This window comes from Pedobacter sp. PLR, from assembly GCF_026239675.1.
Taxonomy (GTDB): domain Bacteria; phylum Bacteroidota; class Bacteroidia; order Sphingobacteriales; family Sphingobacteriaceae; genus Pedobacter.
The window spans coordinates 735,327-760,001 of record NZ_JAPIVQ010000002.1; the positions used below are offsets into that span (position 1 = coordinate 735,327).

17 protein-coding genes are annotated in these 24,675 nt (G+C 41.8%); 9 read left to right on the top strand and 8 right to left on the bottom strand.

The features are described 5' to 3' along the window. The first annotated feature begins 161 nt into the window (after nt 1–161). Both OQX61_RS06840 and OQX61_RS06845 read left to right on the top strand, forming a co-directional pair. The gene (locus OQX61_RS06840; RefSeq protein WP_265840895.1) at nt 162–2,459 is read left to right on the top strand and encodes a family 20 glycosylhydrolase; all 2,298 of its coding nucleotides are present in this window, start codon (nt 162–164) and stop codon (nt 2,457–2,459) included. A gap of 13 nt (nt 2,460–2,472) precedes the next feature. Further along, nucleotides 2,473–3,786: a gluconate:H+ symporter gene (locus tag OQX61_RS06845; RefSeq protein ID WP_265840896.1), complete on the top strand. Its 1,314-nt coding sequence runs from the start codon at nt 2,473–2,475 to the stop codon at nt 3,784–3,786. On the opposite strand, the gene OQX61_RS06850 is transcribed toward OQX61_RS06845, so the two are convergent. Together OQX61_RS06850 and OQX61_RS06855 are read right to left on the bottom strand one after the other, a co-directional pair. Then, nucleotides 3,751–4,407: a hypothetical protein gene (locus OQX61_RS06850; protein WP_265840897.1), complete on the bottom strand. Its 657-nt coding sequence runs from the start codon at nt 4,405–4,407 to the stop codon at nt 3,751–3,753. The two genes, OQX61_RS06845 and OQX61_RS06850, sit on opposite strands and share 36 nt — an antisense overlap. 165 nt (nt 4,408–4,572) lie before the next feature. Then, complete coding sequence (locus tag OQX61_RS06855; RefSeq protein ID WP_265840898.1) at nt 4,573–5,229, bottom strand: hypothetical protein; 657 nt, start codon at nt 5,227–5,229, stop codon at nt 4,573–4,575. A 149-nt stretch (nt 5,230–5,378) separates the two neighbouring features. On the opposite strand from OQX61_RS06855, the gene OQX61_RS06860 reads away from it, so the two are divergent. The 6 genes from OQX61_RS06860 (at nt 5,379) to OQX61_RS06885 (ending at nt 14,788) form a co-directional block, all read left to right on the top strand. Further along, the gene (locus tag OQX61_RS06860) at nt 5,379–5,945 is read left to right on the top strand and encodes an RNA polymerase sigma-70 factor (protein WP_265840899.1); all 567 of its coding nucleotides are present in this window, start codon (nt 5,379–5,381) and stop codon (nt 5,943–5,945) included. A gap of 95 nt (nt 5,946–6,040) precedes the next feature. Then, complete coding sequence (locus tag OQX61_RS06865) at nt 6,041–7,162, top strand: FecR domain-containing protein (protein WP_265840900.1); 1,122 nt, start codon at nt 6,041–6,043, stop codon at nt 7,160–7,162. A gap of 105 nt (nt 7,163–7,267) precedes the next feature. Next, nucleotides 7,268–10,780: a TonB-dependent receptor gene (locus OQX61_RS06870; protein ID WP_265840901.1), complete on the top strand. Its 3,513-nt coding sequence runs from the start codon at nt 7,268–7,270 to the stop codon at nt 10,778–10,780. Nucleotides 10,781–10,807: 27 nt separating this feature from the next. Further along, nucleotides 10,808–12,691, top strand: a complete 1,884-nt coding sequence (locus OQX61_RS06875; RefSeq protein ID WP_265840902.1) for a RagB/SusD family nutrient uptake outer membrane protein — start codon at nt 10,808–10,810, stop codon at nt 12,689–12,691. Between the two features lie 151 nt (nt 12,692–12,842). Then, nucleotides 12,843–14,300 (top strand): aminoacyl-histidine dipeptidase, encoded by a 1,458-nt coding sequence (locus tag OQX61_RS06880; RefSeq protein ID WP_265840903.1) that lies wholly within the window; start codon nt 12,843–12,845, stop codon nt 14,298–14,300. A gap of 149 nt (nt 14,301–14,449) precedes the next feature. Further along, complete coding sequence (locus OQX61_RS06885; protein WP_265840904.1) at nt 14,450–14,788, top strand: hypothetical protein; 339 nt, start codon at nt 14,450–14,452, stop codon at nt 14,786–14,788. Between the two features lie 172 nt (nt 14,789–14,960). Here OQX61_RS06885 and OQX61_RS06890 read toward each other — a convergent pair whose 3' ends face one another. The 5 genes from OQX61_RS06890 to OQX61_RS06910 all read right to left on the bottom strand — a co-directional run bounded on the left by OQX61_RS06890 (nt 14,961) and on the right by OQX61_RS06910 (nt 21,528). Beyond that, entirely contained in the window at nt 14,961–16,040 is a 1,080-nt protein-coding gene (locus tag OQX61_RS06890; protein ID WP_265840905.1) for an SO2930 family diheme c-type cytochrome, read from the bottom strand. A gap of 2 nt (nt 16,041–16,042) precedes the next feature. Then, the gene (locus tag OQX61_RS06895; RefSeq protein ID WP_265840907.1) at nt 16,043–17,326 is read right to left on the bottom strand and encodes a parallel beta-helix domain-containing protein; all 1,284 of its coding nucleotides are present in this window, start codon (nt 17,324–17,326) and stop codon (nt 16,043–16,045) included. A 23-nt stretch (nt 17,327–17,349) separates the two neighbouring features. After that, entirely contained in the window at nt 17,350–20,103 is a 2,754-nt protein-coding gene (locus OQX61_RS06900; protein WP_265840908.1) for a carboxypeptidase-like regulatory domain-containing protein, read from the bottom strand. A 110-nt stretch (nt 20,104–20,213) separates the two neighbouring features. Next, nucleotides 20,214–20,816, bottom strand: coding sequence for a TetR/AcrR family transcriptional regulator (locus tag OQX61_RS06905; RefSeq protein WP_265840909.1), 603 nt, complete (start codon nt 20,814–20,816; stop codon nt 20,214–20,216). A gap of 193 nt (nt 20,817–21,009) precedes the next feature. Continuing rightward, nucleotides 21,010–21,528 carry an OmpA family protein gene (locus OQX61_RS06910; protein ID WP_265840910.1) on the bottom strand — a complete coding sequence of 173 codons (519 nt, stop codon included), beginning with the start codon at nt 21,526–21,528 and terminating at the stop codon, nt 21,010–21,012. 101 nt (nt 21,529–21,629) lie between these two features. On the opposite strand from OQX61_RS06910, the gene OQX61_RS06915 reads away from it, so the two are divergent. Continuing rightward, nucleotides 21,630–22,973: a deoxyguanosinetriphosphate triphosphohydrolase gene (locus OQX61_RS06915; protein WP_265840911.1), complete on the top strand. Its 1,344-nt coding sequence runs from the start codon at nt 21,630–21,632 to the stop codon at nt 22,971–22,973. Nucleotides 22,974–23,046: 73 nt separating this feature from the next. On the opposite strand, the gene OQX61_RS06920 is transcribed toward OQX61_RS06915, so the two are convergent. Beyond that, nucleotides 23,047–24,603, bottom strand: a complete 1,557-nt coding sequence (locus tag OQX61_RS06920) for a protein adenylyltransferase SelO (protein ID WP_265840912.1) — start codon at nt 24,601–24,603, stop codon at nt 23,047–23,049. Nucleotides 24,604–24,675 lie beyond the last annotated feature (72 nt).

The following is a 24,675-nucleotide window of genomic DNA, read 5'->3' on the forward strand; positions in this document are numbered from 1 at the left end:
AATAAATTAATTGAGGAGCAGAAAGTTAATTATTTAATTCTTATGTTTGAAACGCGTGTTTTGTTGCAAAAAATATGCAAACCAAATGTACAGGTATGATTTTCGGAAACAAACGAAATAACAAGGGTCGATATTTAAAGTTATGCTTTAAGCTGAGCCTGATGTTGGTGTTACTTTTTTCAGGTACGGCTATATATGCCCAGGATTCCCTTTTTCAGGTGATTCCGGAGCCGGTTTATGCCAAAAGTACCGGACTGAAAATGGTTATCCATCCGGAAACCACTATTTACTACCCCGAATCTTTGGCTGCCAATGCAGCCTTGCTCAATGAGGCAATCCGCTCTTATACCGGTTACCTGCTCCCCTTAAGTCCCTTGCCTGAAAAGACTTTGGCAATCAGTCCGGGGAAAGGGCGGACTACCGGTCAGCAGTTGATGTTGGCGGTGGATTCGGTAAAAGTAAAAATGAAAAGCGGCTACGAGCTTTCTATTCAGAAAGATAAGATTTCCATTACAGGTCATGATCCTGCCGGTGTGTTTTATGGAATACAATCGCTGATCCAGTTATTATCCCGCTCCGAAAGCAATGTTTTGTCCCTGCCTCAGGGAATAATCAGGGATTATCCACGTTTTAACTATAGAGGTATGCACCTCGATGTGGGCAGACATCTATATTCAATTGATTTCCTGAAAAAATTTATCGACCTCCTCTCTCTTTATAAATTCAATGTTTTTCACTGGCACCTCACGGAAGACCAGGGATGGCGGATAGAAATAAAGAAATATCCTAAGTTACAATCTGTGGCAGCCTGGCGGTCAGGAACAATTATCGGCCATAAAAAAGAAACGCCACATACTTTTGATGGCAAGAAATATGGCGGATATTATACACAGGAGCAGATTAAAGAAGTGGTCGCCTATGCGACTTCCAGATATGTAAACGTATTGCCGGAGATCGAAATGCCGGGGCATGCACTTGCCGCCCTGACTGCTTATCCGGAGCTGGGATGTACTGGCGGACCTTACCAGACGGCGCAGTTTTGGGGGGTATTTGATGATGTTTTTTGTGCCGGTAATGAGCAGGTTTACCAGTTTATGGAAGATGTGCTGGATGAAGTGATCAGCCTGTTTCCTTATGCTTATATCCACATTGGTGGCGATGAATGCCCTAAATTGAAATGGGAACATTGTCCGAAATGCCAGCAGCGCATTAAAACCGAAGGCCTTAAAGATGAGCATGAGCTCCAGGGGTATTTTATGAAACGCATAGAACGCTACCTGGCCGGTAAACATAAAAAAACCATTGGCTGGGATGAAGTATTGGAAGGTGGGGTTTCTAAAAACACCACCATTATGAACTGGAGAGGAGAACAAAATGGTATCGCTGCGGCAAAAGCCGGTTACGAGGTAATCATGACTCCGGAAAATCTGCTTTACCTGGACTACTACCAGAGTTTAAATAAAAACGAGCCTGTAGCAGCAGGTAATTATACCCCTTTATCAAAGGTGTATGGGTATGAGCCCGTTCCTGATGGGCTGACTGTGGAGGAAGCTGGATATATTAAAGGGATTCAGGCAGGGGTCTGGACAGAATACATGAGTGATGAAAAGCACCTGGAATACATGGTTTTTCCGCGTGCATTGGCGGTGTCGGAAATCGCATGGTCGGAAAGAGGTAGAAAAAATTACCCCTGGTTTCTAGAGAAATTACGTCATCAGGAAGCCCTGCTCAAAAAGAAAAGCGTTAATTACTATCCTTATTTTGATGAGCTGACCGCAGATTGGAAAAATGAAAATGGAAAGCCTGTATCACTGTCTCTAAAAAGCACTTTGCCAAATGCAGTGATCAGGTACACCACTGATGGTAGTCTACCGGAAGCCGGGAGTAAACTTTACCAGCAACCGATCTCCTCAGAATTGGACCGGTCCATGGAATTAAATGCACAGCTATTTGTTGGAAACCAGCCTACAGGCAGGGTGTTTAATCAGAAATTCCAACATCACCAAGGGCTGCAAAAAGAAATAAAACTCGCGAATTCCGCCAGCGGGAAATACAATTTTCCGGCAAGCCTGCTCTTGAATGGGCTGGAAGGACATCACCGGTTCAATGACAGTCAATGGCTGGGCTTTAGTGCGAAGGATCTGGATGCAGTAGTGGATTTGGGAAAAACAACAGCGGTATCTGCCATTGGTATCAATATTCTCAATTACCATTGGCAGCGGATGTGGGCGCCAAAACGAATACGCTTCATGGTATCAACGGATGGTCTGACTTTTAAAGAAATTTATAGTCAGGAAAAATTCGATATTAATGGGGTCAATAAAGTAAGGGCCAGATTTCCAATGCAACAGGTTCGGTATGTGAAGGTAGTAGGAGAGCATGTAGAAATAATTCCGAAAGGAGAATATGGAGAAGGAGAGAAGGCCTGGCTGATGGCAGATGAAATTATAATCAATTAAAATCCGTTTATTCATGACCATATTTATCGTTATAGGCTGTATTTTGTTACTTGTTTTGCTAACTACCTGGGGCAAAGTGAACGCTTTCATTGCTTTTCTATTAGTGTCAATTCTGGCAGGATTATTATTGGGGATACCCCTGTCAGGGATTACTAAATCTTTGCAAAAAGGGGTCGGAGACATTCTGGGTTCACTGGTGATGGTGATCGTATTTGGCGCAATGTTGGGTAAGTTGGTTGCCGCAAGTGGGGCAGCACAAAAAATAGCCTCGGTTATGATGAAGGTTTTTGGGCCTAAATACATCCAGTGGGGACTGATGACCACTGGTTTTATCATCGGAATTCCCTTGTTCTATAATGTAGGTTTTGTGCTGATGGTACCCCTGATCTTTTCGGTGGTGTACAAGTATAAACTGCCTGCGGTTTACCTGGGATTACCGATGCTGGCCGCTTTGTCGGTAACACATGGTTTTTTACCACCGCATCCATCTCCGGCAGCATTGGTGTTGCAGTTTCATGCCAATATGGGCATGACGATGCTTTACGGAATTGTACTGGCTATCCCTGCAATAGTAATTGCGGGACCATTATACGCCAGGACCTTAAAAGATATCGTAGCCATCCCTTTAAAAACTTTTCAATCTGAAGACTTGCCGGAAGATCAGCTTCCCGGGGCCTGGAACAGTTTCATTTCAGCGTTATTACCTGTCATTGTAATGGCCGTAACTACGGTATGTGTCTTGCTGTTTAAAGATTCGCCCGGCCTGACGAGCTTTGCCGGATTTTTAGCAGAACCTTCGATCGTGATGTTGCTTACCCTTTGTGTAACCACTTTTACTTTGGGAATTAATATGGGTAAAAGGATGAAACAGGTGATGGCGATTTACGGTGATGCGGTTAAAGATATTGCCATGATTCTGCTGATTATAGCGGGTTCAGGGGCCTTAAAACAAATTCTGTCGGATAGTGGAATGAGTGAGGAAATTGGAAACGTATTGGCTGGCTTGTCTATAGAACCCTTGTTTTTGGGCTGGTTGATTGCTGCGGTGATCCGCGTTTGTCTGGGCTCAGCTACTGTAGCAGGCTTAACGGCAGCAGGGATTATTGCCCCGCTGATGATCAATTCTAATGTAAATCCTGAATTAATGGTGCTTTCCATTGGCGCAGGTAGCCTCATGTTTTCTCATGTGAATGACCCGGGATTCTGGATGTTTAAGGAATATTTTAACCTGAGCATTAAAGATACGATCCGCTCATGGTCGGTCATGGAAACATTGGTCGCTGTGATTGGTTTATTCGGGGTATTGATTTTGAACCAGTTCACTTAATGCTGCTGTCTCCTGTCTTGCCGGATTTTCCTGCAATTGGAAGTACAAAATAAGAACCTTACTCAGCCAGGAGAAGAATATTAGCAGATAAGCACTGAGCAATAAAGCAATGAGGTAAAATGTCCAGATGAAATCATTTGGAATGATAAAGAAGAATATTTCCAGCAGGAAAATTTGTAGCAGATACCTGACATAGTGAACCGCATTGATGGCGCGGTTTTTCTCCCGGTTAGTCAGGTAAAAGTAAAGGACATTGAAGAGGGTATAACCAAGTGCAGCAGCGTACCAGTACTTTAGATTTAGTGTTTCTAAAGCGACAAATAACTGTGAAACACAAAATAAAGCCAGAAGTTGAGGGAAATACTGCCATGGGTTTGGTGATTTCGACTGCTTTAACTGTTCTTGCATGACCCATTCCTGTAAGATCAGCAACAAGGTCAGGAGTAGGAAGAGCAATCTGAAAAAAGATGGATTTGTGAAAAAATGGACTAATTCAGGATAGGAATTGACCAGTCTCAGGTCGACGGGGATCCCTAGTGCCAGCCGGAAAAAGCTCAGGGCGATTACAGTGCCATACATCACCTGTATTAATACAGGTATTTTCTCTTTCCTCGTCCTCATGTAAGTATTGCTGGTTTTGATTATCCCCTAGCAGGATACAAAATTACATTAATTGCAAAATACTTCCAAATCAATTACTTGTCTTGCTTTTCTTGTTCGTTATCGCGTAATTTTTTGCTGGATATTGCGTAGTTTTTTTACCAGGTGGCCTGGAGTTTTTTTACCCTAACCAGGTTCTGCTGAACTATTGTCTATAGCAGGAGGACTGCTGATCATGCTGTCTTTTCTTTTTTTCAGAATATATTTTAAAACGATGGCAGCTACAATCAGGAAGATGATTGCATTCAGATAACCCCAGAAAGTCAGGAGTACCAAAATTCCGGTCGCATAAGGAAACCATAAATAGGTGTTTTTAATCAGTTCCCGGTAATGGTATACCGCGATCAGAATCAGACTACTGATCATGAAGAATAAAGTAAGACGGGTACTGAAATAGCGTGTTAAAATATCAAACCAGGCAGGCTGAATCGTCTTTTCCGGAGTACTGATTCCATAAAAACGATCTGATCCTTTTTTCTTGTAAACAGTGATTAATGTTCCTGATTTCAAGTCATTTGCGGTTGGGTGTGGCGCATACCACCACATCGGGTAATCTTGTTCCAGCAGGGTCTCTTTTTCGCGCAACCTTAATGAAACCGTATGGTTGTTTTGATAATAACCCATACCAATTTTTGCGGTATCAATTACTCCGGTTTCTTTTTCATAAAAGAGACCGGGGACGGCGGCTTTGAAGAAGCCAAAAAATAAGCAAAAGCAGAAAAGGAGCATTAATATTAATCCCGGCCAGCTGGTTTTATAGAATAAAATGGCTTGTTTATACATTTAATAATTTTCTTGTTAATGTACAAATAACACTATAGATTAGGACTAGTAACAGTTTTAAACTCAGAAAGTTCTATTTTATGTAAAGATAGAAAGATTTGGATGGTATCGTAAAAATGTTACATTTGAATTAATCAAACCAAACCACAATGTCTAAACATTCATCCGACTTAAATAACCTGATTAGTCACATTGCGCTGTATGATAGTGAAAACGCTTATAAACAGTTTTTCAAGTACTTATTTCCTGTGTTGTACCGTTTCAGTTATTGTTTGTTGAAATCTAAGGAATTGTCGGAAGAGGTGGCTAGTGATGTCATGATTACCCTTTGGAAAAACAGGAAGAACTTATTGGAAGTCGAGAATGTGAAGGTTTATGCACTGGTGATTGCACGCAACCTCTCATTGAACGTATTGAACAAGCATTCCAGACATGAAGTGGTTTCTATTGATGATATTGATATTGAAGTGGCACTGGATTCTTTAAATCCGGAACAGTTGCTGATCAACGGAGAGCTAAAGAAAAGATTGGAACAGGCCACCCAATCCCTGCCTGATAAATGTAAAATGGTGTTTAAGCTGATCAAAGAAGATGGCCTCAGCTATAAAGAAACAGCCACACTTTTAAATATTTCCGTGAAAACTGTCGACGCCCATTTGGTGACCGCCCTAAAAAAGCTGGCCGTAGTTTTACAGATGGAAACCTACCTCCTTTAATTTATTTTATTTTTTTTGCAAATCGACTAGGGAGTTTTCTGAAAAATATTGTCCTATACCTACAACCAATATAAACTTCAGAACGAACCATCCTTATGGATAATAACAGAATCATAGAACTGTTGGCCCGGAAACAGGCCAATGAGGCTACGCCGCGTGAATTGGAAGAGTTAAAAGAACTCATGACTTCCTTTCCCGATGCGCAGTATTTTGACGAAGTTGTCTCCGAAATCTGGGCTCAACGCGAGGATATGCCGGGTATGAACGAGGAAGAGCTCGATGCTTTTTATCAGTCACATGAGCTGAAATTCAGGAAAGAACTTGGATTTAAAACCCCGGAAGCCGGATTTGATGTTACACAAAGCCCGATAGATCAACATATCCCAATACAAAAAAAGCTCAACTCCTGGTTTAAAACCAATTATAACCTTCTTGGTGTTGCCTGTGGAATTTTTATCATCGCCATGGCTTCCTTCTTTTTCCTGAAAAATAATGCAAAGGAATTTGATACCCAGGTATTCAGTGGTAAAGGGACACGTAAAAAGATTTTACTTCCTGATGGTACACTGGTATGGCTCAATGCAGAAAGCAGCCTTTCTTATGATAGCCACCTTGATGAAGAAAAACAAAGACTGGTTTATCTGGTTGGGGAAGCGTTTTTCGATGTATCACACCGCCGTAACAGACCATTTGTTGTGCGCACGAAGGAGCTGTCGGTAAAAGTATTGGGGACGGCATTCAATGTAAAAGCCTACGCTAAAGAAAAAGGAACGGAAGCGACGCTGTTGAGAGGCTCTATAGAATTGTCTATGAACAACCAGCCTGCGCAAAAGATTGTCCTGAAACCTTCAGAAAAATTTGCAACGGCCACTCAGCAGAAAAATAACCTCAACAAAAAAGTAAATCAGCAGAAAAACATTCTACCTGACCTTATCATTGAGCACATCGTACCTGTTCGCATTGCCGGATCAGAATATATAGAAGAAACTTCCTGGAAAGACAATATGCTGGTGTTTCAGAATGAATCACTGGAAGACTTAAAACCAAGGTTAGAACGCTGGTTTAATATACATATTGAACTCGGAGCAACCATTCCTAAAGGTTACCGCTTTACCGGAGTACTGAAAAATGAAAATATTAAAGAGGCTTTAACCGCCATGCAATTAATCAAACCATTTCACTTTAAACTAAAAGCAGATGACGTAATTATTTACTAACAAAAAAAAGGGAGTAAATGCGCCAACATTTTCCCCCTTTCCCAACCTTCAAGCGGTAGTTAAAACTACCATTATCAGATTTTTAACTTTGAAATTGACAAATCTATGAAAAAAAAAGAACTGTGCAATAAAGTTCTATGTGCCGGATTTTCCCGAAAAAAAATTCTATTGATGTTAAACTGGAGCTTTGTTTTGTCGTTCGTCTTGTGTTTGCAAGTTTCGGCGTCTACTTATTCACAATATACTAAGGTCGATCTCGACCTGAAAAAAGTGAAATTAAAGGATGCCTTGAGCATCCTCCAAAAGAAAGGGAATTTCAGACTGTTATACAGCGAAGCCGACCTGCCTTTTAATAAGAATGTTACGTTGATTCAAAGCGATATCCTCGTGATGGATGCGCTGAAAATCTTTTTAGAGGGCACTGGATTGAAATTTCAAACACTGGAAAATCAATTGGTCGTGATCCGTACACAAAATTCGGAAATGGCAGAAGTAGTCGTTAAAGGAACGGTTTCTGATGGAAAAGGTGGAGGTGTTCCGGGGGTGAGTATCAAACTCAAAGGCGGAACTATCGGTACCACTACGGATGCAAACGGAAGGTATAGCGTTAAGGTTCCGGATAACGGAACGCTTGTTTTTAGCTATATGGGTTATGTAACGCAGGAAATTCCGGTAAATAACAGGCCAGTTATCAATGTGACGATGTCTGAAAAAGCAGAAGACCTTTCTGAAATTGTGGTTGTAGGTTATGGTACGCAAAAGAAAGCAGTCGTATCTGGTGCAATTGCTTCGGTGAAAGGTTCTGAACTGGCAAAATCGCCTACAGCAAATCTTTCCAATTCCTTAGCAGGACGTATGCCGGGTGTAACAGCTACTCAATCCAGCGGTGAGCCGGGATATGATGGTTCTGCCATCCGTATTCGTGGGATCAACTCCTTAGGAAATAATGAAGCATTGATTGTAATTGATGGGGTGCCAAACAGGGCAGGAGGATTAGAGCGTCTAAACCCTAATGATATTGAAAGTGTTTCCGTTTTGAAAGATGCTTCTGCCGCTATTTATGGTTCCAGAGCAGCAAATGGTGTAATCCTTGTGACCACCAAACAAGGGAAAACCGGAAAACCACAGTTTTCATACGACTATTCTTATGGTTTGCAACAACCTACACGGACGCCAAAAATGGCCAATTCCGTTCAATATGCAGAAATTTTAAATGAGCTGAAGATCTTTGGTTCTGATTTACCGGTTAATCAATGGGATGCTGCATGGCAGGCCATAAAAAACACCGGAGAATACAAGAGAACAGATAACAATAGCACCCTTACCGCGGCTTATCGCCCGGAAGAAATGCAGGCCTTTCGTGATGGATCTGATCCCTTGCGCTACCCAAATACAGATTGGTTTGGTACCACCCTTAAAAACTGGTCGCCACAACAAAGACACAATGTGCAATTAACCGGAGGTGCTGAAAATATCAAATTCCTGGTTTCTATGGGCTACCTGGATCAGGATGGTTACTATAAAAAATCCGCTACCGGCTACAAACAATACGACATGAGGGTGAACCTCGAAGCCAAGCTGAATAAGTATATCACCACCACATTGGGTATTACAGCAAGGGAAGAAGTAAGAAATTTCCCTACGGTAGGTGCCGGAGATATCTTTAGAATGATCATGCGTGGAAAACCTACAGAGATGGAAGTTTGGCCAAATGGACTACCAGGACCAGCAATTGAGTTCGGTTATAACCCTTATGTGACCACAACAGATCAAACCGGATACTTAAAAGATAAAAGGGATTATTTTCAGAGTACCGGTAAGGTAGAGATCCGAATCCCTGGTGTAGAAGGTTTAAAATTCACAGGAATGGCATCTATTGATAAATTTGCCGGTCGCGCAAAAAGATGGCAAACACCATGGACGCTTTATTCATGGGATAAACGTTCCTTCGAAGCAGACGGGGTAACACCTTTGTTAGTAGGTACAGTAAGTTCGGAACGTAAAGATGCAAGCTTATCCGAAACTGCCGGTGGACAACTCGCAATCAATTTAACTTCCATGTTAAATTATGACAAGAAATTCGGCGAACATACGTTGGGCTTAATGGCTGGTGTGACTAGTGAAAAGGTAGATAATGATGGTTTTAATGCTTCAAGGAGATATTTTCTTTCTACCGCATTAGAAGAACTATTGGCTGGTGGAGATCAGGAACAGACTGTTGGTAACCCAGCTGATGCACCTAATAACCTGTTCAAAAGAGCACGTTTAAGCTATTTCGGACGTGTTGGCTATAACTATAAAGAAAAATACCTTGCAGAATTTCTTTGGAGAGTGGATGGTTCTTACATCTTCCCGCCAAACAAACGTTTTGGATTCTTTCCTGGCGTATCTGTGGGCTGGCGTATGTCTGAAGAGCCTTTCTTCAAAGATAATGTGAGTTTCGTAAACAACCTGAAATTTAGAGGTTCATGGGGACAAATGGGTGCAGAAGCCTATATCGGATCAGCATTGGCCGAGTACCAATACCTGAGCACGGTTGGTTTTTCAAATTATGTGATCAACGACAAACTGACTCCAACACTATATGAAGCAAGTGTGCCAAATCCTGACTTTACCTGGGAAGTAGCAAACAACCTGAATGTCGGTTTAGATGCTTCCTTCCTGGACAATAAACTGGCCTTTGAATTTGATTATTTCTATAATAAAAGAACCAAAATTCTGATCAACAGAAGCAACTCTGTGCCTGAAAGTTCAGGAATCTCTGAGAAATTGCCACCAGTAAACCTGGGGAAAGTAGACAACAGAGGTTTTGAGTTTAAGTTGAGCTATAATGACCAGGTCGGTGAATTTGGATATGGTGTGAGTGTAAACGGAGGATATGCGAAAAACAAAATCGTGTATTGGGATGAAACTCCGGGTGCTCCGGAATGGCAACGTTCTACCGGACGTCCAACAGGAACACAACTGGCCTATAATTTCGCTGGTGTGTTTAGAGATCAGGCCGAAATTAATGCCAATCAGATCGACTATAGCGGCATTACGCCGGTATTAGTACCCGGGGATATGAAATTCGAAGATATCAATGGTGATGGACTAATCAATGCCGACGATAAGGTGAGGTTGGATAAAACCAGTACCCCAACCTTTACCGGTGGTGTAAATTTAAACCTGCAGTATAAAAACTTCGATCTTTCTGTATTGATACAAGGAGCTACCGGTGGCGTTCAGATTGTGGGCTTAACCGAGTCCGGAGATATCGGGAATTTCCTGGAATGGTCTTATAAAAACCGCTGGACCATAGACAATCCAAGTTCGGAAAATCCGCGTTTATCTAACCGTGGTAAGACTTATTATACCGATACAAACAATGCCTCCAACAATACCTACTGGATTCGCAGCAATAATTATGTGCGCTTGAAAAACGTAGAATTGGGCTACTCTTTATCGGATAATATCAGTAAAAAACTGGGATTAACTGCATTCAGGTTTTACCTGAGCGGATTGAACCTGGCTACCCTGGATAAGATTAAAATCTGGGATCCGGAATCGACAAATTCCAGCTCACAATATTACCCACAGGCAAGGGTAATCAGTGCCGGTGTTAAAGTTACTTTTTAATGGATCAGGACCACAAAATATAGAACGATGAAATCAACAATCAGAAATAAATATATACTCACAGTTGCAGTAATGGCAGTCCTGACATCAGGTTGCAAGAAGGATTTCCTGACGGTAGAACCACCAGACAAGATTTCTTCTGAACTGGTATGGAAAGATGGTGCCTTAGCTCAGGCTTTCGTAACGGATATTTACGCGGGCTTTAATGACGGTGGTTTTTCAGAGCAAATGCTCTCTTCAGTGTCTGATGAGTCTTTGTTTACGCATCCAAACCGGGGAATTGATCTGATCAATTCCAGTACCATTAACCCATCAACGCTGGGTTGGGTAGACGATACCTGGAGGTATTTGAAAATGTACAACCGCATTCGCTCCTGTAACATGACCATCGAAAGGTTAAGTGGTACAGATAATGGCTTAACCGATCAGGGCCTGAAAGACAGGTTGCTGGGTGAAGCGCACTTTATGCGTGCTTATTTTTATCATCAGCTTTTAAGATACTATGGAGGTGTTCCATTGGTTACTAACGTTTATGCCCTTACAGATGACTTTAAAATCAAAAGATCATCTTATAAAGAATGTACCGACTTTATCGTAAAAGATTGTGAAGATGCACAGCGGTTATTAAGCGGAAAGAGTATGGAGAAAGGTAGAAGTAGTGTATTGGCTGCTTTAGCTTTGAAATCAAGAGTATTGATCTATGCTGCCAGTGATTTACACACTAAGGCAGGGCTTTCCTCATTGGAAATCGGTGCTCAGGCTGCTAATCCTGCTGTATTGCCATTATTGGCTTATGAGGACGATAATCAGCCTCAACGATGGAAAGCTGCTCAGGATGCTGCAAAAGCAGTAATGGATGCCGGAACAGGATATAAGTTAGGTCTTTCAGCTCCGGCAACAGCCGAAGAAGGTCGTCTGAATTATAAAAGTATTGCCATGGGTGGAGGTAGTAAAGCACCTGGAATCGATGCTGCTGCGGCCTCAGAGTTAATTCTGGCGAGGTATTTTATTGACCGTAGTGACATGCGTTTTGGTAGGGCTAATGGTCCGAATGGTTACCGAAACTGGGCAGGAAATACACCAATAGGCTTGTTGGTAGATGATTATGAAATGGCTGATGGTTCAAAGTTCAGCTGGGCAAACCCCGCTCAAAAATCAAACCCTTACCAGAATCGTGATCCGCGCTTTTATGCAACGGTATTGTATGATGGCTCAGGATGGAAACCAAGAGATAAGGTAGTAGGAAATGTTGATCCTGCCAACCAGATTCAAACCGGCGAATACGACCTGCTGGTAGACGGTAAATTAAGTACCTATAAAGGTTTGGATACACGTTCTGGTCCGATAGAAAGCTGGAATGGCAGCTGGACAGGTTATTATACACAGAAATTTACCGATCCTGATCCGAATATTGTAGATGCTTCTATGCCTCAGTTTGTGCCATGGCCTTTCTTTAGATATACAGAAGCGGTGATGAACTATATCGAAGCAAGTATCGAACTAAATCAGTTGGGTGAAGCCATTAACTGGTTAAATAAAATCCGTTTCAGATCAGGGATGCCTGCGGTAACTGCAACAGATCAAGCTGGATTAAGAACGGCCTACCGTCATGAGCGTAGAATTGAAATGGTATACGAAGAACAACGTTACCATGATGCGCGTCGCTGGTTGATCGGTAAAGCTACCTTGGGTAGAAAAACCGACTATATCAAGGTAACCGGTAAATTTAAACCAGGTAAAACACTGGCAACGACCTACCATTATGATCCTACAATTTATGATTATACCTATACGCCAACTGTAGAGACGGCGCAGGAAAATCGTATATGGCTGGATAAAATCTATTTCAGACCTTTCAGTAGAGATGAAATGAATAAGAATACCTCCCTGGTGCAAAATCCAGGTTATTAATTGTAAACAAACCTTGTTTAATATCTGAAGACTGTGCCGGTTGTTTTCAACGCCGGTACGGTCTTTTTTTATGAGCTGTCTTTTCATTGGGATCTTTGCAGGAATATCGGGCTGGTTTTTCTAGCTTTGCTCCAAATAACAAAGAGATTTAATGGAAGTCAAAAATTTAGAACCTCAGGAACTTTGGAGTAATTTTGCTGCTTTGAATGCAGTGCCCCGCGCTTCAAAAAAAGAAGAACGTGTGATTGAATTCATGGTTCAATATGGCCACAGCTTAGGGCTGGAGACCATTCAGGACAAGACAGGTAATGTGGTGATTAAGAAACCGGCTACTCCAGGTATGGAGAACAGACAAACGGTCATCATGCAATCACACCTGGACATGGTTCACCAAAAAAATGGCGACCGCAACTTTGATTTCGCTACACAGGGAATTGAGATGTTTGTGGATGGCGATTGGGTACGTGCGAACGGAACAACCTTAGGTGCAGATAATGGGATTGGTGTAGCGACGATCATGGCGATCCTTGCTTCTTCAACCATTGTACATCCGGCTATTGAAGCGATGTTTACCATCGATGAAGAAACCGGTATGACGGGCGCTAAAGAATTAGATCCTTCGAATTTTACAGGTACCATTTTATTGAACCTGGATACAGAAGAAGATGATGAATTAACGATTGGCTGTGCAGGTGGTATCGACACCAACAGCATTTATAATTATAAACAACTTCCGGTACCTAAAGATCATCTGGCTTACCAGATCACGATCAAGGGTTTATTGGGCGGCCACTCTGGTATGGATATCCATAAAGGTAGAGGAAATGCAAATAAACTGATGAACCGTGTGTTTAATGCAGCGCTTAAAGCCGCAGACCTGCAATTGTGTACGGTAGATGGTGGTAGCTTAAGAAATGCAATTCCCCGAGAATCTAAATCGGTTGTCGCAGTTCCGGCAGCACAAAAAGAAGCTTTCCTTACTTGTATCGCGGATTTCACTGCGGTATTAAAAGAAGAATATAAAAGTATTGAAGCGGCGATGAACATCAGCATAGAAGAAACTGAACTTCCGGAACATGGAATGGCTAAAGTTGACTTCCTGAAAATCGTAAATGCGGTTTATGCCTTGCCAAATGGCGTGTTCAGGATGAGCCCTGACATCAAAGATCTGGTAGAAGCCTCTTCAAACCTGGCAAGAGTGATCATCAAAGGCGGAGAATTTATCACGCAATCACTGCAACGCAGTAGTGTGGAAAGTACCAAAGATGATGTGGCTTTTGCAGTAGGAGCAGCATTGGAAAACATGGGCTGTGATGTTTCGCGTAGCGGAGATTACCCGGGATGGAAGCCAAATGCAGACTCTGATATTTTAAGGTTAATGACCAGATTATACCAGACTACATTTAATGCAGAACCAAATGTAAATGCTTGTCATGCAGGGTTAGAATGCGGTATTTTAGGGGGGCATCTTCCAGGTATGGATATGATTTCTTTTGGACCTACCATTCATGGTGCCCACTCGCCTGACGAGTGTGTGAAAATTTCCTCTGTACAGAAGTTCTGGGGATATTTATTACAGGTTCTTTCCGAAATTCCGCTAAAGAAGTAATTCTTTACAACTTATCATGAAAAACTCCCTGTGCTCCTTTATTGGGAATCAGGGAGTTTTTTTTATTAATAATTAGTGAGTTAAGAGTTGTAATTATTGCATTGTTTAGCATATTTGTGTTGGTCTGGCAGTAACTAATAAACATCAGAATGGAAGAGTTAAAATTTAAATATTTTGATGAAATCAACGAATATTACTTCAATCAGCTAACGAATGAGGATAAAACCTTGTTTGAGGCCAAATTAATTCTTGACACTGACTTAAAGCGGGAATATGCAGTGTTTCTTGCGATGATTTCTACGATGAAGGAAGAGAATGAGTCTGAGCTGATGCGCGCTTTTGCCGATGCCGATCCGGTTTTGGATCAACAATTATCAGGTAAACCAGCCAAATCTAAAAGATCAATCCTTATTGTTGCTGCAACAATAGCGGTGCTGGGCATCTCTATATTATTATCCTTCTTATTTCTATCCAGCTTATTTTCTTGAAAATAAACCAAAAAACTCCATTTAAGATAAATAAACAAATATTATTTAATGGATTGGTAATTCCCCCTTAACATTGAAACCCTCATATTTGTATCATTAAATATTTGGTTAGTATTTAAAGTTTAGGTTTAGTTGAGACAAAAGCCCCGATGGATGTCGGGGCTTTTGTTATTTACTTACTTTTTGGTAAACTATTGATCCAATCCCTGATTAAACTGACCCCTTCTTTATGGATTAAGGTACGGGCAAGCTCCGGCATAGCCGTCCCTGGTTCCGTACTGTTCATCCGGTAATGTAGAATTGACTGAGCTGCATTTCCCGGAATAATATCATAATCCAATCCACCGGCGCCACCACCAGCAGATACCGGCGCTTTTTTAAAACCCAGATGATCCGGGTTCTTTTCCGCGTAATCCAGAAAAAGTCCGGTATTGTAAGCATCACCACCTTTAGTATGACAATGTGCACAGTTGATATCCAGATAAGCTCTTGCCCTTTGGTCTAAACTAAAGTTTTTGGTATCTGTCCACACTGGCAACTGATGCACTTTGCTCAGCTCCGGTAAGCCGGTTAGCTGCCCATGGGCGGCCCATTCGCTCAATTGGTTTTCCTTTTGACCCGGAACGGTAAAGTTCAGGTTTCGGGCTTTCGGACCAATCGGCGTTAAAACCCCGTCCTTAATGTGACAACGTTTGCAATCATTGGTATTTGGAACCTGATAATTAGTGAAATATTCTTTTCCCTGATCATCTAATAAAGTAATAGGAACCTTTGCTCCGATAATGTGTTTCAGCGCATCTGTCTGTTCTTTATTCCACAAATAATTCATCACCTTCCAGTTTTTATCCTTCGGATCTTTAACCAGCAACCGCGTTTCAATCATGATCTTTTTATGCGCCACATTGGTGTAAGCGAAATTTTTAACGATGATGGTAGAATCAGGAAAATCCAGCGCACCATCTTCCGTATACTTCATTTTAGTACCCGCAGGCAAGACGATAAAACGGTCTTTAATTGCGTAATCGGTAAAGAGTGGAGTCGTCAGGTCATAGTGAATTATACCAGAATCCGGCTGTAATGCTGCCAGCTTACCTTTAAAAAATCCGTAATCAGACAATTTCTCTTTAAACTGAAAACCTGTTGATGCTGTAGTGGTTGTCGTGGTTGTTTTGTTCTTGCATCCCTGTTCTGTCAGCAACGATAAAAGGATGCTGAATAAGATCAGGGAGCCAAAAATATAGGTCTTTCGCATTATCATTTACATTGGAATGGGCTGAAATTTGTATTGGGTTTCCATTTTGCAGGATTGGCAATATTCAGGAAATCTGCATTCACAAAAACATTGTCACCAGGCTGTTTAATACAGATAGAATCTGGATTAAGCGCAGTTCCCTGAGTCAGGATATTACTGGTAATCCCATCATACATGATCAAAGGAATCCTTTTGTTTTTACGCGCAGGATCAAGTTCATTTAGTTTAGCTTCTGTAGCGACCAACAGCTGACCGATACGATGTTCATAAGCAGGTTTCGGAAAAGCCGGACCCATTTCTATCGTGTTGTCATGGATATTGATGTTTTTAGGAATAGGAGAGTAGTTCGCATTGATCTTTTCTCCGGCTTTCTCATCCACCGCAAAACCAGAAGCAATGGTGATAGAAGAAGTATTGTTATTGGTGATCTTGTTGTCATAAATCTCGATATCCGAAGCTGCCAGAATAATGATCCCGCTACCCGGGGAAGCATTTCCTACACCCCAGGTGGTGCCAAAACTTCCCGCCTTAGCGAAATTCCTGAAATTATTGTCATGAATATTGTTGTTGTACACCTTCACATGACCCCCTCTTTTCGAAAGATCAGGCAAATCAAAGATCAGGAAACCAGCCGTGTTATTGTAAAATTCGTTGTCATACACCTGTGCATTGGAAGTGTTTTCGATCTCACAACCGGCCACATTTTTCGCTGCTTTACAATTTCTAACGATGGCACTATCCGTCTGACCTACATAAATCCCCGCATCAGAAGAACCTTCCGTATAGCAGTTTTCAATCAGTACATTTTTACACATGACCGGATAAATAGCATATCCGCCGCTGGTAGAATCGGCCTTGCTCCAGACTGCATGAAGGTTGGTCACCATCACATCGCGACTTTTATTAATTTTCAAAAGATCACCTTTAGAATCTTTAATCGTCATCGCATCAATGGTAAAACCTTTCACATCGGTTACGCGGATTCCTTCGCCTCCCTGACTCTGACTGGAGAAATCAAGGATCGTTTTATCATGACCTTCCCCCTGAATTAAAATATGGTTGACCTGGGCAATACTCAGGTTGTCAAACTTATAATTTCCAGCTTTAAGCATAATGCTGGTGCTGTCTTTCAGCGATAAAAAGGCCTCTTCGATTTTAGCTTCCTCCCCCGGATTAAAGGTAAGAACGGTGCTGTACTTGTTCTGCGGGCCTGTTTTCTGTGTACAGGAAGTCCATACGCCTGTAGCCAGGAGTAAGAGGAGTACCGCGCGGATAGGTTGTTTCATATTTGGTGGTTTGTGTTAGGTGATTAAAAAATATTGTAAGCATAGGTCACATAATAAACGGCTCCGATATTTGGATTGGCAATACCGGTAGAGTAATATTTATTAGTGATATTGGTTGCACCTAATCTGATGCCAGAGCGGGCTTTGATCAATTTATAACTGATCTGGGCATCAATTACTGCGGAGCTAGGGACATCGCCTGTGGCCAGGCCACCGGAAACTACATATAGGTAACCTGGTTTATAGCGCAGACTGGTGTTGAAGGACCATACCTGTCGCTTGCCAAAACCACTGTTGCCAAATTCCAGATTCACATGGTAGCTTGGAGTATTGAAATTATTCACCTGGCTGTCGTTTTTGTTTTTGAGGTGATCGGAAAAATAATTCACTTTTGTCATGAAATTATAGCCAAGGTCTACACTTAAACTGGCAGCATAACCATAGGTATTCACTGTCTGTCCCCCATTAAAAGCAATATTGTATTGCGTATAAGTGCTATGGTCTTTAAAAGCATTCAGATCATTAGTCCCTGGCGTATTGGCTACATTGGCATAGCCGATAAAGTTTTTCCAGGTAGAGAAATAACCCAATACATCAAAAATCACCCTTTTGCCAATCAGCGCGGCATACCCCAGCTCAAAAGCATTCACCGATTGGGGTTTTATATCGTTATATTCGAACCGCTCCAGTACACCCGGATCACCTGTGTCCTGATATTTTTGGACACTTTCTAAAGTATAGGGAGGATATTTGTCAAACTCATAACTGCCGTTCAACAATAGCGCAGAACCACCAGAAGAATAACTGTTAATGCCATTCATCGTGCTTTGCAAAGATTGAATATTGGATGGGAAACTATAAGCATTCTGGTAAGAGAAGCGGATAAAATTTTCTTTGGCAACCTCGTAAACCATCGAAGCTCTTGAAGTTACTTTCGGATCAGAGAACAAGGTGTTTTTGTCGTAGCGGAAGGAAGTGCTTAAGCTCAGTTTATCATCCAACACTCTCTTCGCCAGTTGCACATAGGCACTATATTCTTTTACATTAATTGGCTTGTTCTTGTCCGGGAAAAGCGTGTTTTTACTGTTTAAACTATACAAACGCCAGTTTACACCAGCAATCACACTCATAAATTTGATCTCTTCCGCAAAATTGTATTGTGCTTCTGCATTATACAATTTACTGCGATCTAAAAACAACGTGCCACCTTCAGAAATCGGGGTGCCGCTGATGCTGTCTCTCAAATGATTAAAACGTTGGGAGCCCAGCTCAGGACGTCCCTGATCGGCAAAACCACGGGCAGCAAGATTGGCATCTGTTAAAGAAGCACCACCGGCGAGCGCAGTAAGCAGGCCCATCGTGTATTCCGGGTACCAGCCGCCAACATTTCCATCATAACTGGTTTTCCAGGCTTCATTCATCAACTGGGCAGTGGGACCGGCGATAACCGTATTACCGGAGTTTTCGGAAGTCGTATACGCACGTACAAACCAGTTGTCGCTTTTCACTTCTGCACGATACTGACCAACTTTAAAGCCTTTTAATTGATATCTGGTATCATTGGTATACACGATATTTCCGGTGCCATAAGTACCTGACAGGATACCCTCCACCTTTGAATTGAATTTATACCTTAATTCTGCATTGGCTTTAAAAAGTTTGGCCTTATTGTCAAGATATCCGTATTCGGGATAACCCGTTCTGGCGACATAGTTTTCTTTGGCCAATAAGGGCTCGATTAAAGGGGCAAGATTTGGATCTCCTGCCAATGCAGCCTGTAGAAATGGATTGATATTTACGGAAGTCGAACTACCATACATGTTTACGCCATTGTAATTTGGATCTGTCAGGGCATTCCCCGGACCATTTTTATTGGTCATATCATTGGCTACCCAGTCTTTTGCCTGCGTATATTGCATGTTCACCTTAAAAGCGAACTTTTCATTTACTTTCTTAGCATAACGAACGGCCCAGTCGTAATATGGAGAAGCCGGAACAGGATCATTGTTGTTTTTACTGTTGACATGGTTCAGCCCTTGAGTAACAAGTACACTTAAACCTTGATATTTAAAAGGGTTTTTACCCGTCATAACCATGGTGCCATTCAATCCACGGGACCCGTAAAGGGCAGAAGAAGCACCGGAAAGCACCTCAATATTGTCTACATCCAGTTGTGTTAAGCTAATGGCAGAACCCAATGGGAAATTCAGACCTGGCGCCTGATTATCCATTCCATCCACAATCTGCGTGAAATTCGTGTTACCGCTGGTGTTAAATCCCCTGGTAGAAATACTGGTAAAACCAATACTGGATACCGTAACATCTACGCCTTTCAATCCCTGAATCATATCCATATAATTCAGCTGCGGAGAATTAACGATGTCTTTACTGCTGATTTGCTCGATCGTGACGGGGGAAGCCAGTTTTTTTTGTACCGTTCTGCTGGCAGAGACCACCACTTCCTGACCCAACATAGATGCTGGCTCGAGATTGATGTCCAGGGTTTCAGAAAAATTCTGAACAGCTACTTCTTTGGGTTCAAAACCAATGGAAGAAATGAGTAGGGTAAGGGGGAGTTTTTTAGTGGTCTTGAGCTGAAATCTGCCACGGTCGTCCGTATAGGTGCCTTCATTGCCATTTTTGATGCGTACGGAAACTGCATATGCAGCCTCCTTTGTCACATTGTTTTTAACGCTTCCCTTGATCAGATTTTGTGCCCTGACGGAATCGGGCATAAAAAAGTAAAGCATCAGGCTGAGTAACATGATCTTGTTCATATTTGGTTGGTTTTGGTTGTCTTAAAAAAACTTCAACGTAATGCGGTGCAGGCACCCATAATCAAATAGAACTTCTCATGTTAATCAGCGTTAATCTTGATGAACCTGTTCTATCTTTTTATCCCTTTAAATATCAGTGAAACCAGAAACTTAATGTCCTGAAGACTCTGTGTATAATCAATTTCCGTTTCTCCCTTTAAAATCGCCTGTTGCTCCACACTGTGTTTCAAGGCATCAGTAAGGTTGATCAATACGGAAGCTGTGTTTTCCAAATCCGTCATGTATACTTCTCCATCTTCGACGGCCTTTCCCAGTAACTGGGTTACAAACACTTTTTCCCTTTTCATCAGGGCATTGTACAATTCAAAGAATCGAGGTAAGATCTTGTTCAGCGTATCCACGGATACACGATTCATGTTCAATACGTTCTTATAATAGTTAAATCTCGATTCCAGATAAAAAGCAATCCGGTTTTCTATCCCTTCTTTAAGTAAGGTGGTTTCCTGTAAAGAGTTGATAAAATCTTCTCCCTCTTTGAGCGCCACTTCAATGAAAATATCTTCCTTATTCTTGTAGTAATAATATAGCGATGCTTTATTAAGGCCAACTGCCTGAGCAATATCATCAAGAGTAGTTTTGTCTAATCCGAATTTTGCAAAGCATTGCATGGCCGATCTTCCAATCTTTTGTTTTACCAGTTCTTTTTTACTCATGTTCCTTACCTTAAAACTATAAACATATTTTCAATAATCCAAATGTTTTAACAAAACGTTTGAAAATTGAAAAACACATTGTTCAAAGGTGTAAACTTAAAGTATTCAGGGGAATAAGAATGGGGTTTTGGAAGGAAAATAAGAAGCCGGAGGAGAATCCCCCGGCTGTATGTGCTAAAGATCCAGGTGGACCCTATGGTTTTAACAAGATGATTTCTACCCTGCGGTTCTGTAATCTTCCTTCTGGTGTTTTGTTATCGGCAACAGGTTTGGTATCACCAAGACCGGCAGTTTTAATTCTGTTTTCAGAAATCCCCTGACTAACCAGGAAGTTTTTTACGGATACTGCACGTTTTTCTGATAGCCATTTGTTATAGGTAGCGGTTCCTGTTTTATCAGAATGACCTTCAACGCGGATATTGTTTGCCTGCTCATCTTTGATCACATTGGCAACCGCTGCAATTCTCTTTTTCGCTGCTTCATTTAAGTAAGAAGAGTTGATAGGAAATAGAACTTCTGAGCTGAAAGTGAATTTTATCCCGGTATCAGTACGTTCAATCTGATCATCCGGTAAATCTTTTTTCATTTTATCCAGTGCTGAATCCGTGTTTTGTGCTACCGGAGCCGGAGTAGATACAATTGCTTTTTTTGTCTTACAAGAAAGGGTAACGGTAAGCAATAACGCTAAAATAAGGTTTGTTTTGTGTGTCATTAAGAAAAAATTAACCGTAAATATAGCCATTAATCAGGCCAATATTCCTTTACCTTTGTATCAAGTTTAAGGTAAAAGGAATTAACAATTTAATCCATTATATGAATTGGGAAAAATTATTGTCGGCAAAACGCTGGGGAAATGAAGATAGATTTGCCGGAAATCAAAAAGAAGCAAGGTCAGAATTTCAAAGAGATTATGATCGTATCATCTTCTCCTCACCTTTCCGCAGGTTGCAGAATAAGACGCAGGTTTTCCCACTTCCCGGAAGTGTTTTTGTACACAACAGGTTAACGCATAGTCTGGAAGTAGCCAGTGTAGGTCGCTCTTTGGGTACTATATTCTATAACAGGTACAAAGAGAAAGATCCTGAGGTAGACGAAAACTGTCCGCTGTTATGCGAAATCGGAAACATTATTGCCTCAGCCTGTCTGGCCCATGATTTGGGGAACCCCGCTTTCGGACATTCCGGTGAAGCCGCTATCTCTCATTATTTTACCACCGGGGCTGGAAAAGCTTACCAGGACAAGGTGAGTAAAGCCGAATGGGAAGACCTGATCAATTTTGAAGGAAATGCCAATGCACTAAGGATTCTGACCCACCCATTTGCCGGCAAAGGTACCGGCGGGTTTGCGTTAACCTATGCCACACTTGCAGCTATTGCTAAATATCCCTGTGCTTCCCTCGCCGGACACAACAAAGCGAACATCTACACTAAAAAATATGGCTTCTTTCAATCGGAGCAAAGTGGTTTTGAAAAGATTGCCGTAGAAATGGACTTGCTAAAGGTACAGGATGAGCCGATGGTTTATAAACGACACCCATTGGTTTATCTGGTAGAGGCGGCCGATGATATCTGCTACAACATCATCGATCTGGAAGATGCCCACCGACTGAAAATTTTGTCCTATTCGGAAATAGAAACCTTACTTGTGCCTTTATGTAATGACCCTAAATTGCGGGAACGTTTAGCGACCATAGAAGACGATGATGCTAAAATTACCCTGATGAGAGCAAAATCAATCAGCACCCTGATCGGCTTATGCTCCAACGTGTTTTACGACCAGCAGGAAGCGATACTAAATGGTGATTTCAACCAGAGTCTGATGGATGTAATTGAAGAACCCTACCTTTCTGTCATGAAGGAAATTGAAAGGATTTCTTATAAAAAGATTTACAACTACGCTTCAGTAGTTCAGATTGAAGTGGCTGGTTATAAAGTGATGGGTGGTTTGCTGGAAGAGTTCATACCTGCCTATTTAGAAAATGAATCAAAATACCATAAAAAGCTGGTGGAATTGATTCCTAAGCAGTTTTTAACGCAGGAAACAGATACTTATACGAAGATTCAAACGGTATTGGATTTTATTTCCGGTATGACCGATATCTATGCAGTAGAACTATTCAGAAAGATTAAAGGGATTTCTTTTCCCTCTATGAGTTAGTTAAAAGAATCAATGCCCCATAACTTTGGGGCATTGATATATATATATTCAAACGGTTTTAAGAAAACGAATTTTAAGAACTACAAGATAAGGTCGCACTACCAGGTTGCTCATTTGCCCATTGTGGTCTCAATGCGAAAAACTCGTCATGGTCCTTACTGTATGGCGTTTCTAAGGCTTTTTGTAGTTTTTTGAAAAGCTGATCTTCTCCCTTTTCTAATTCCTGAATCGCTTCATATAGTAGGTAATTCCTGAGGATAAACCTCGGATTACAGGCTTTCATCTTTGATCTGGAAACAGCTCTTGAAATTGTGTTTTTTGCGAGACGTTCCTGATAAGCAATGATATTTTTATGAAATAAAGCGAGTTGAATTTCCGATAAAGGATGGTAAAATGAAGGTGTAAAATAAGCGTTAACACCTGCCGTGTCGGTTAAATCTTCCGGAAGATCACCTAGTAATTGATAGAAAATTGTCATATCCGGTTGGACCGATGCCAGTAGGTTTTCAAAATCATCAATCAGGTTAACATCGCCGGTTACCAGCTCATCCAATCCCATTTTATCCGCTTTCATCGAATAGAATTTTTCGAAGAAAACAGGGCCAAAGCTTTCCACTGTGCTGATTAGTTCTTTTGGATCTTCAAATAATGGAGAAATCGCATTGGCCAGACAACTTAGGTTCCAGTAAGCAATGGAGTGTTGTTTCCCATAGGCATAACGGAGTCCGGGATGGTCGGTGGTATTCGGACTGAAATTAAGATCGTAGGCATCCAGAAAAGAGAAAGGCCCGTAATCTATTGTCAGACCAAGAATAGACATGTTATCTGTATTCATCACGCCATGTACAAATCCTACCCTAAGCCAGTCCACCACCATAGTTGCGGTGCTTTCCATCACTTTTTTGAACCATTGCAAGGTTTTGTCAGCACCTGTAAGCTCGGGGTAGAACTTTTCAATCGTCCAGTCGACCAGCTTTTGCAGGTTTTCATATTCTTTTCTGGCGGATAACATTTCGAAATTGCCGAAGCGTAAAAAGCTTGGTGCGGCGCGCATTACAATTGCACCAGGTTCAGGAGCAGGGCGACCGTCATAAAACATATCTCTCCTCACCTGATCACCTGTAGCAACCAGACTTAGCGCTCTGGTGGTTGGCACTCCCAGGTGAAACATTGCCTCGCTCATCAGGTATTCCCTGACAGAAGATCTCAATACAGCTCTTCCATCAGCCCTTCGCGAATAGGGGGTAAGGCCGGCGCCTTTTAACTGCAACTCCCATGATTTACCATCCGGCAATGGCCATTCGCCAAGCGTGATCGCTCTGCCATCACCCAGCTGACCTGCCCAGTTTCCAAACTGATGACCCGCATAGCAAGCGGCATAAGGTTTCATACTCGGATTAACCGCGTTACCACCAAGAATATTCAGGTCATTTTCATCAGGTTCCCGGATACCTAATTCGGTAGCAAGGTCTGTTGTCCAGGCCAGTAGTTTTGGTTGTCTGACCGGGCTGGGTAAAACCCTGCTGTATAAAACTCCGGGCGTTTGACGGGGTTGCGGATCGCCGCTTTGGTCTCCGTCAAAAGCTTCCGTAAAATCATTGACAAATTTATGAGTGCTCAGGTGCTGCATAGTTAAATCGGGGTATTTGTTGTTGTTTACAAATATCGGGTAAATTCAGCGGATCGCATTCTGACTTTGTAT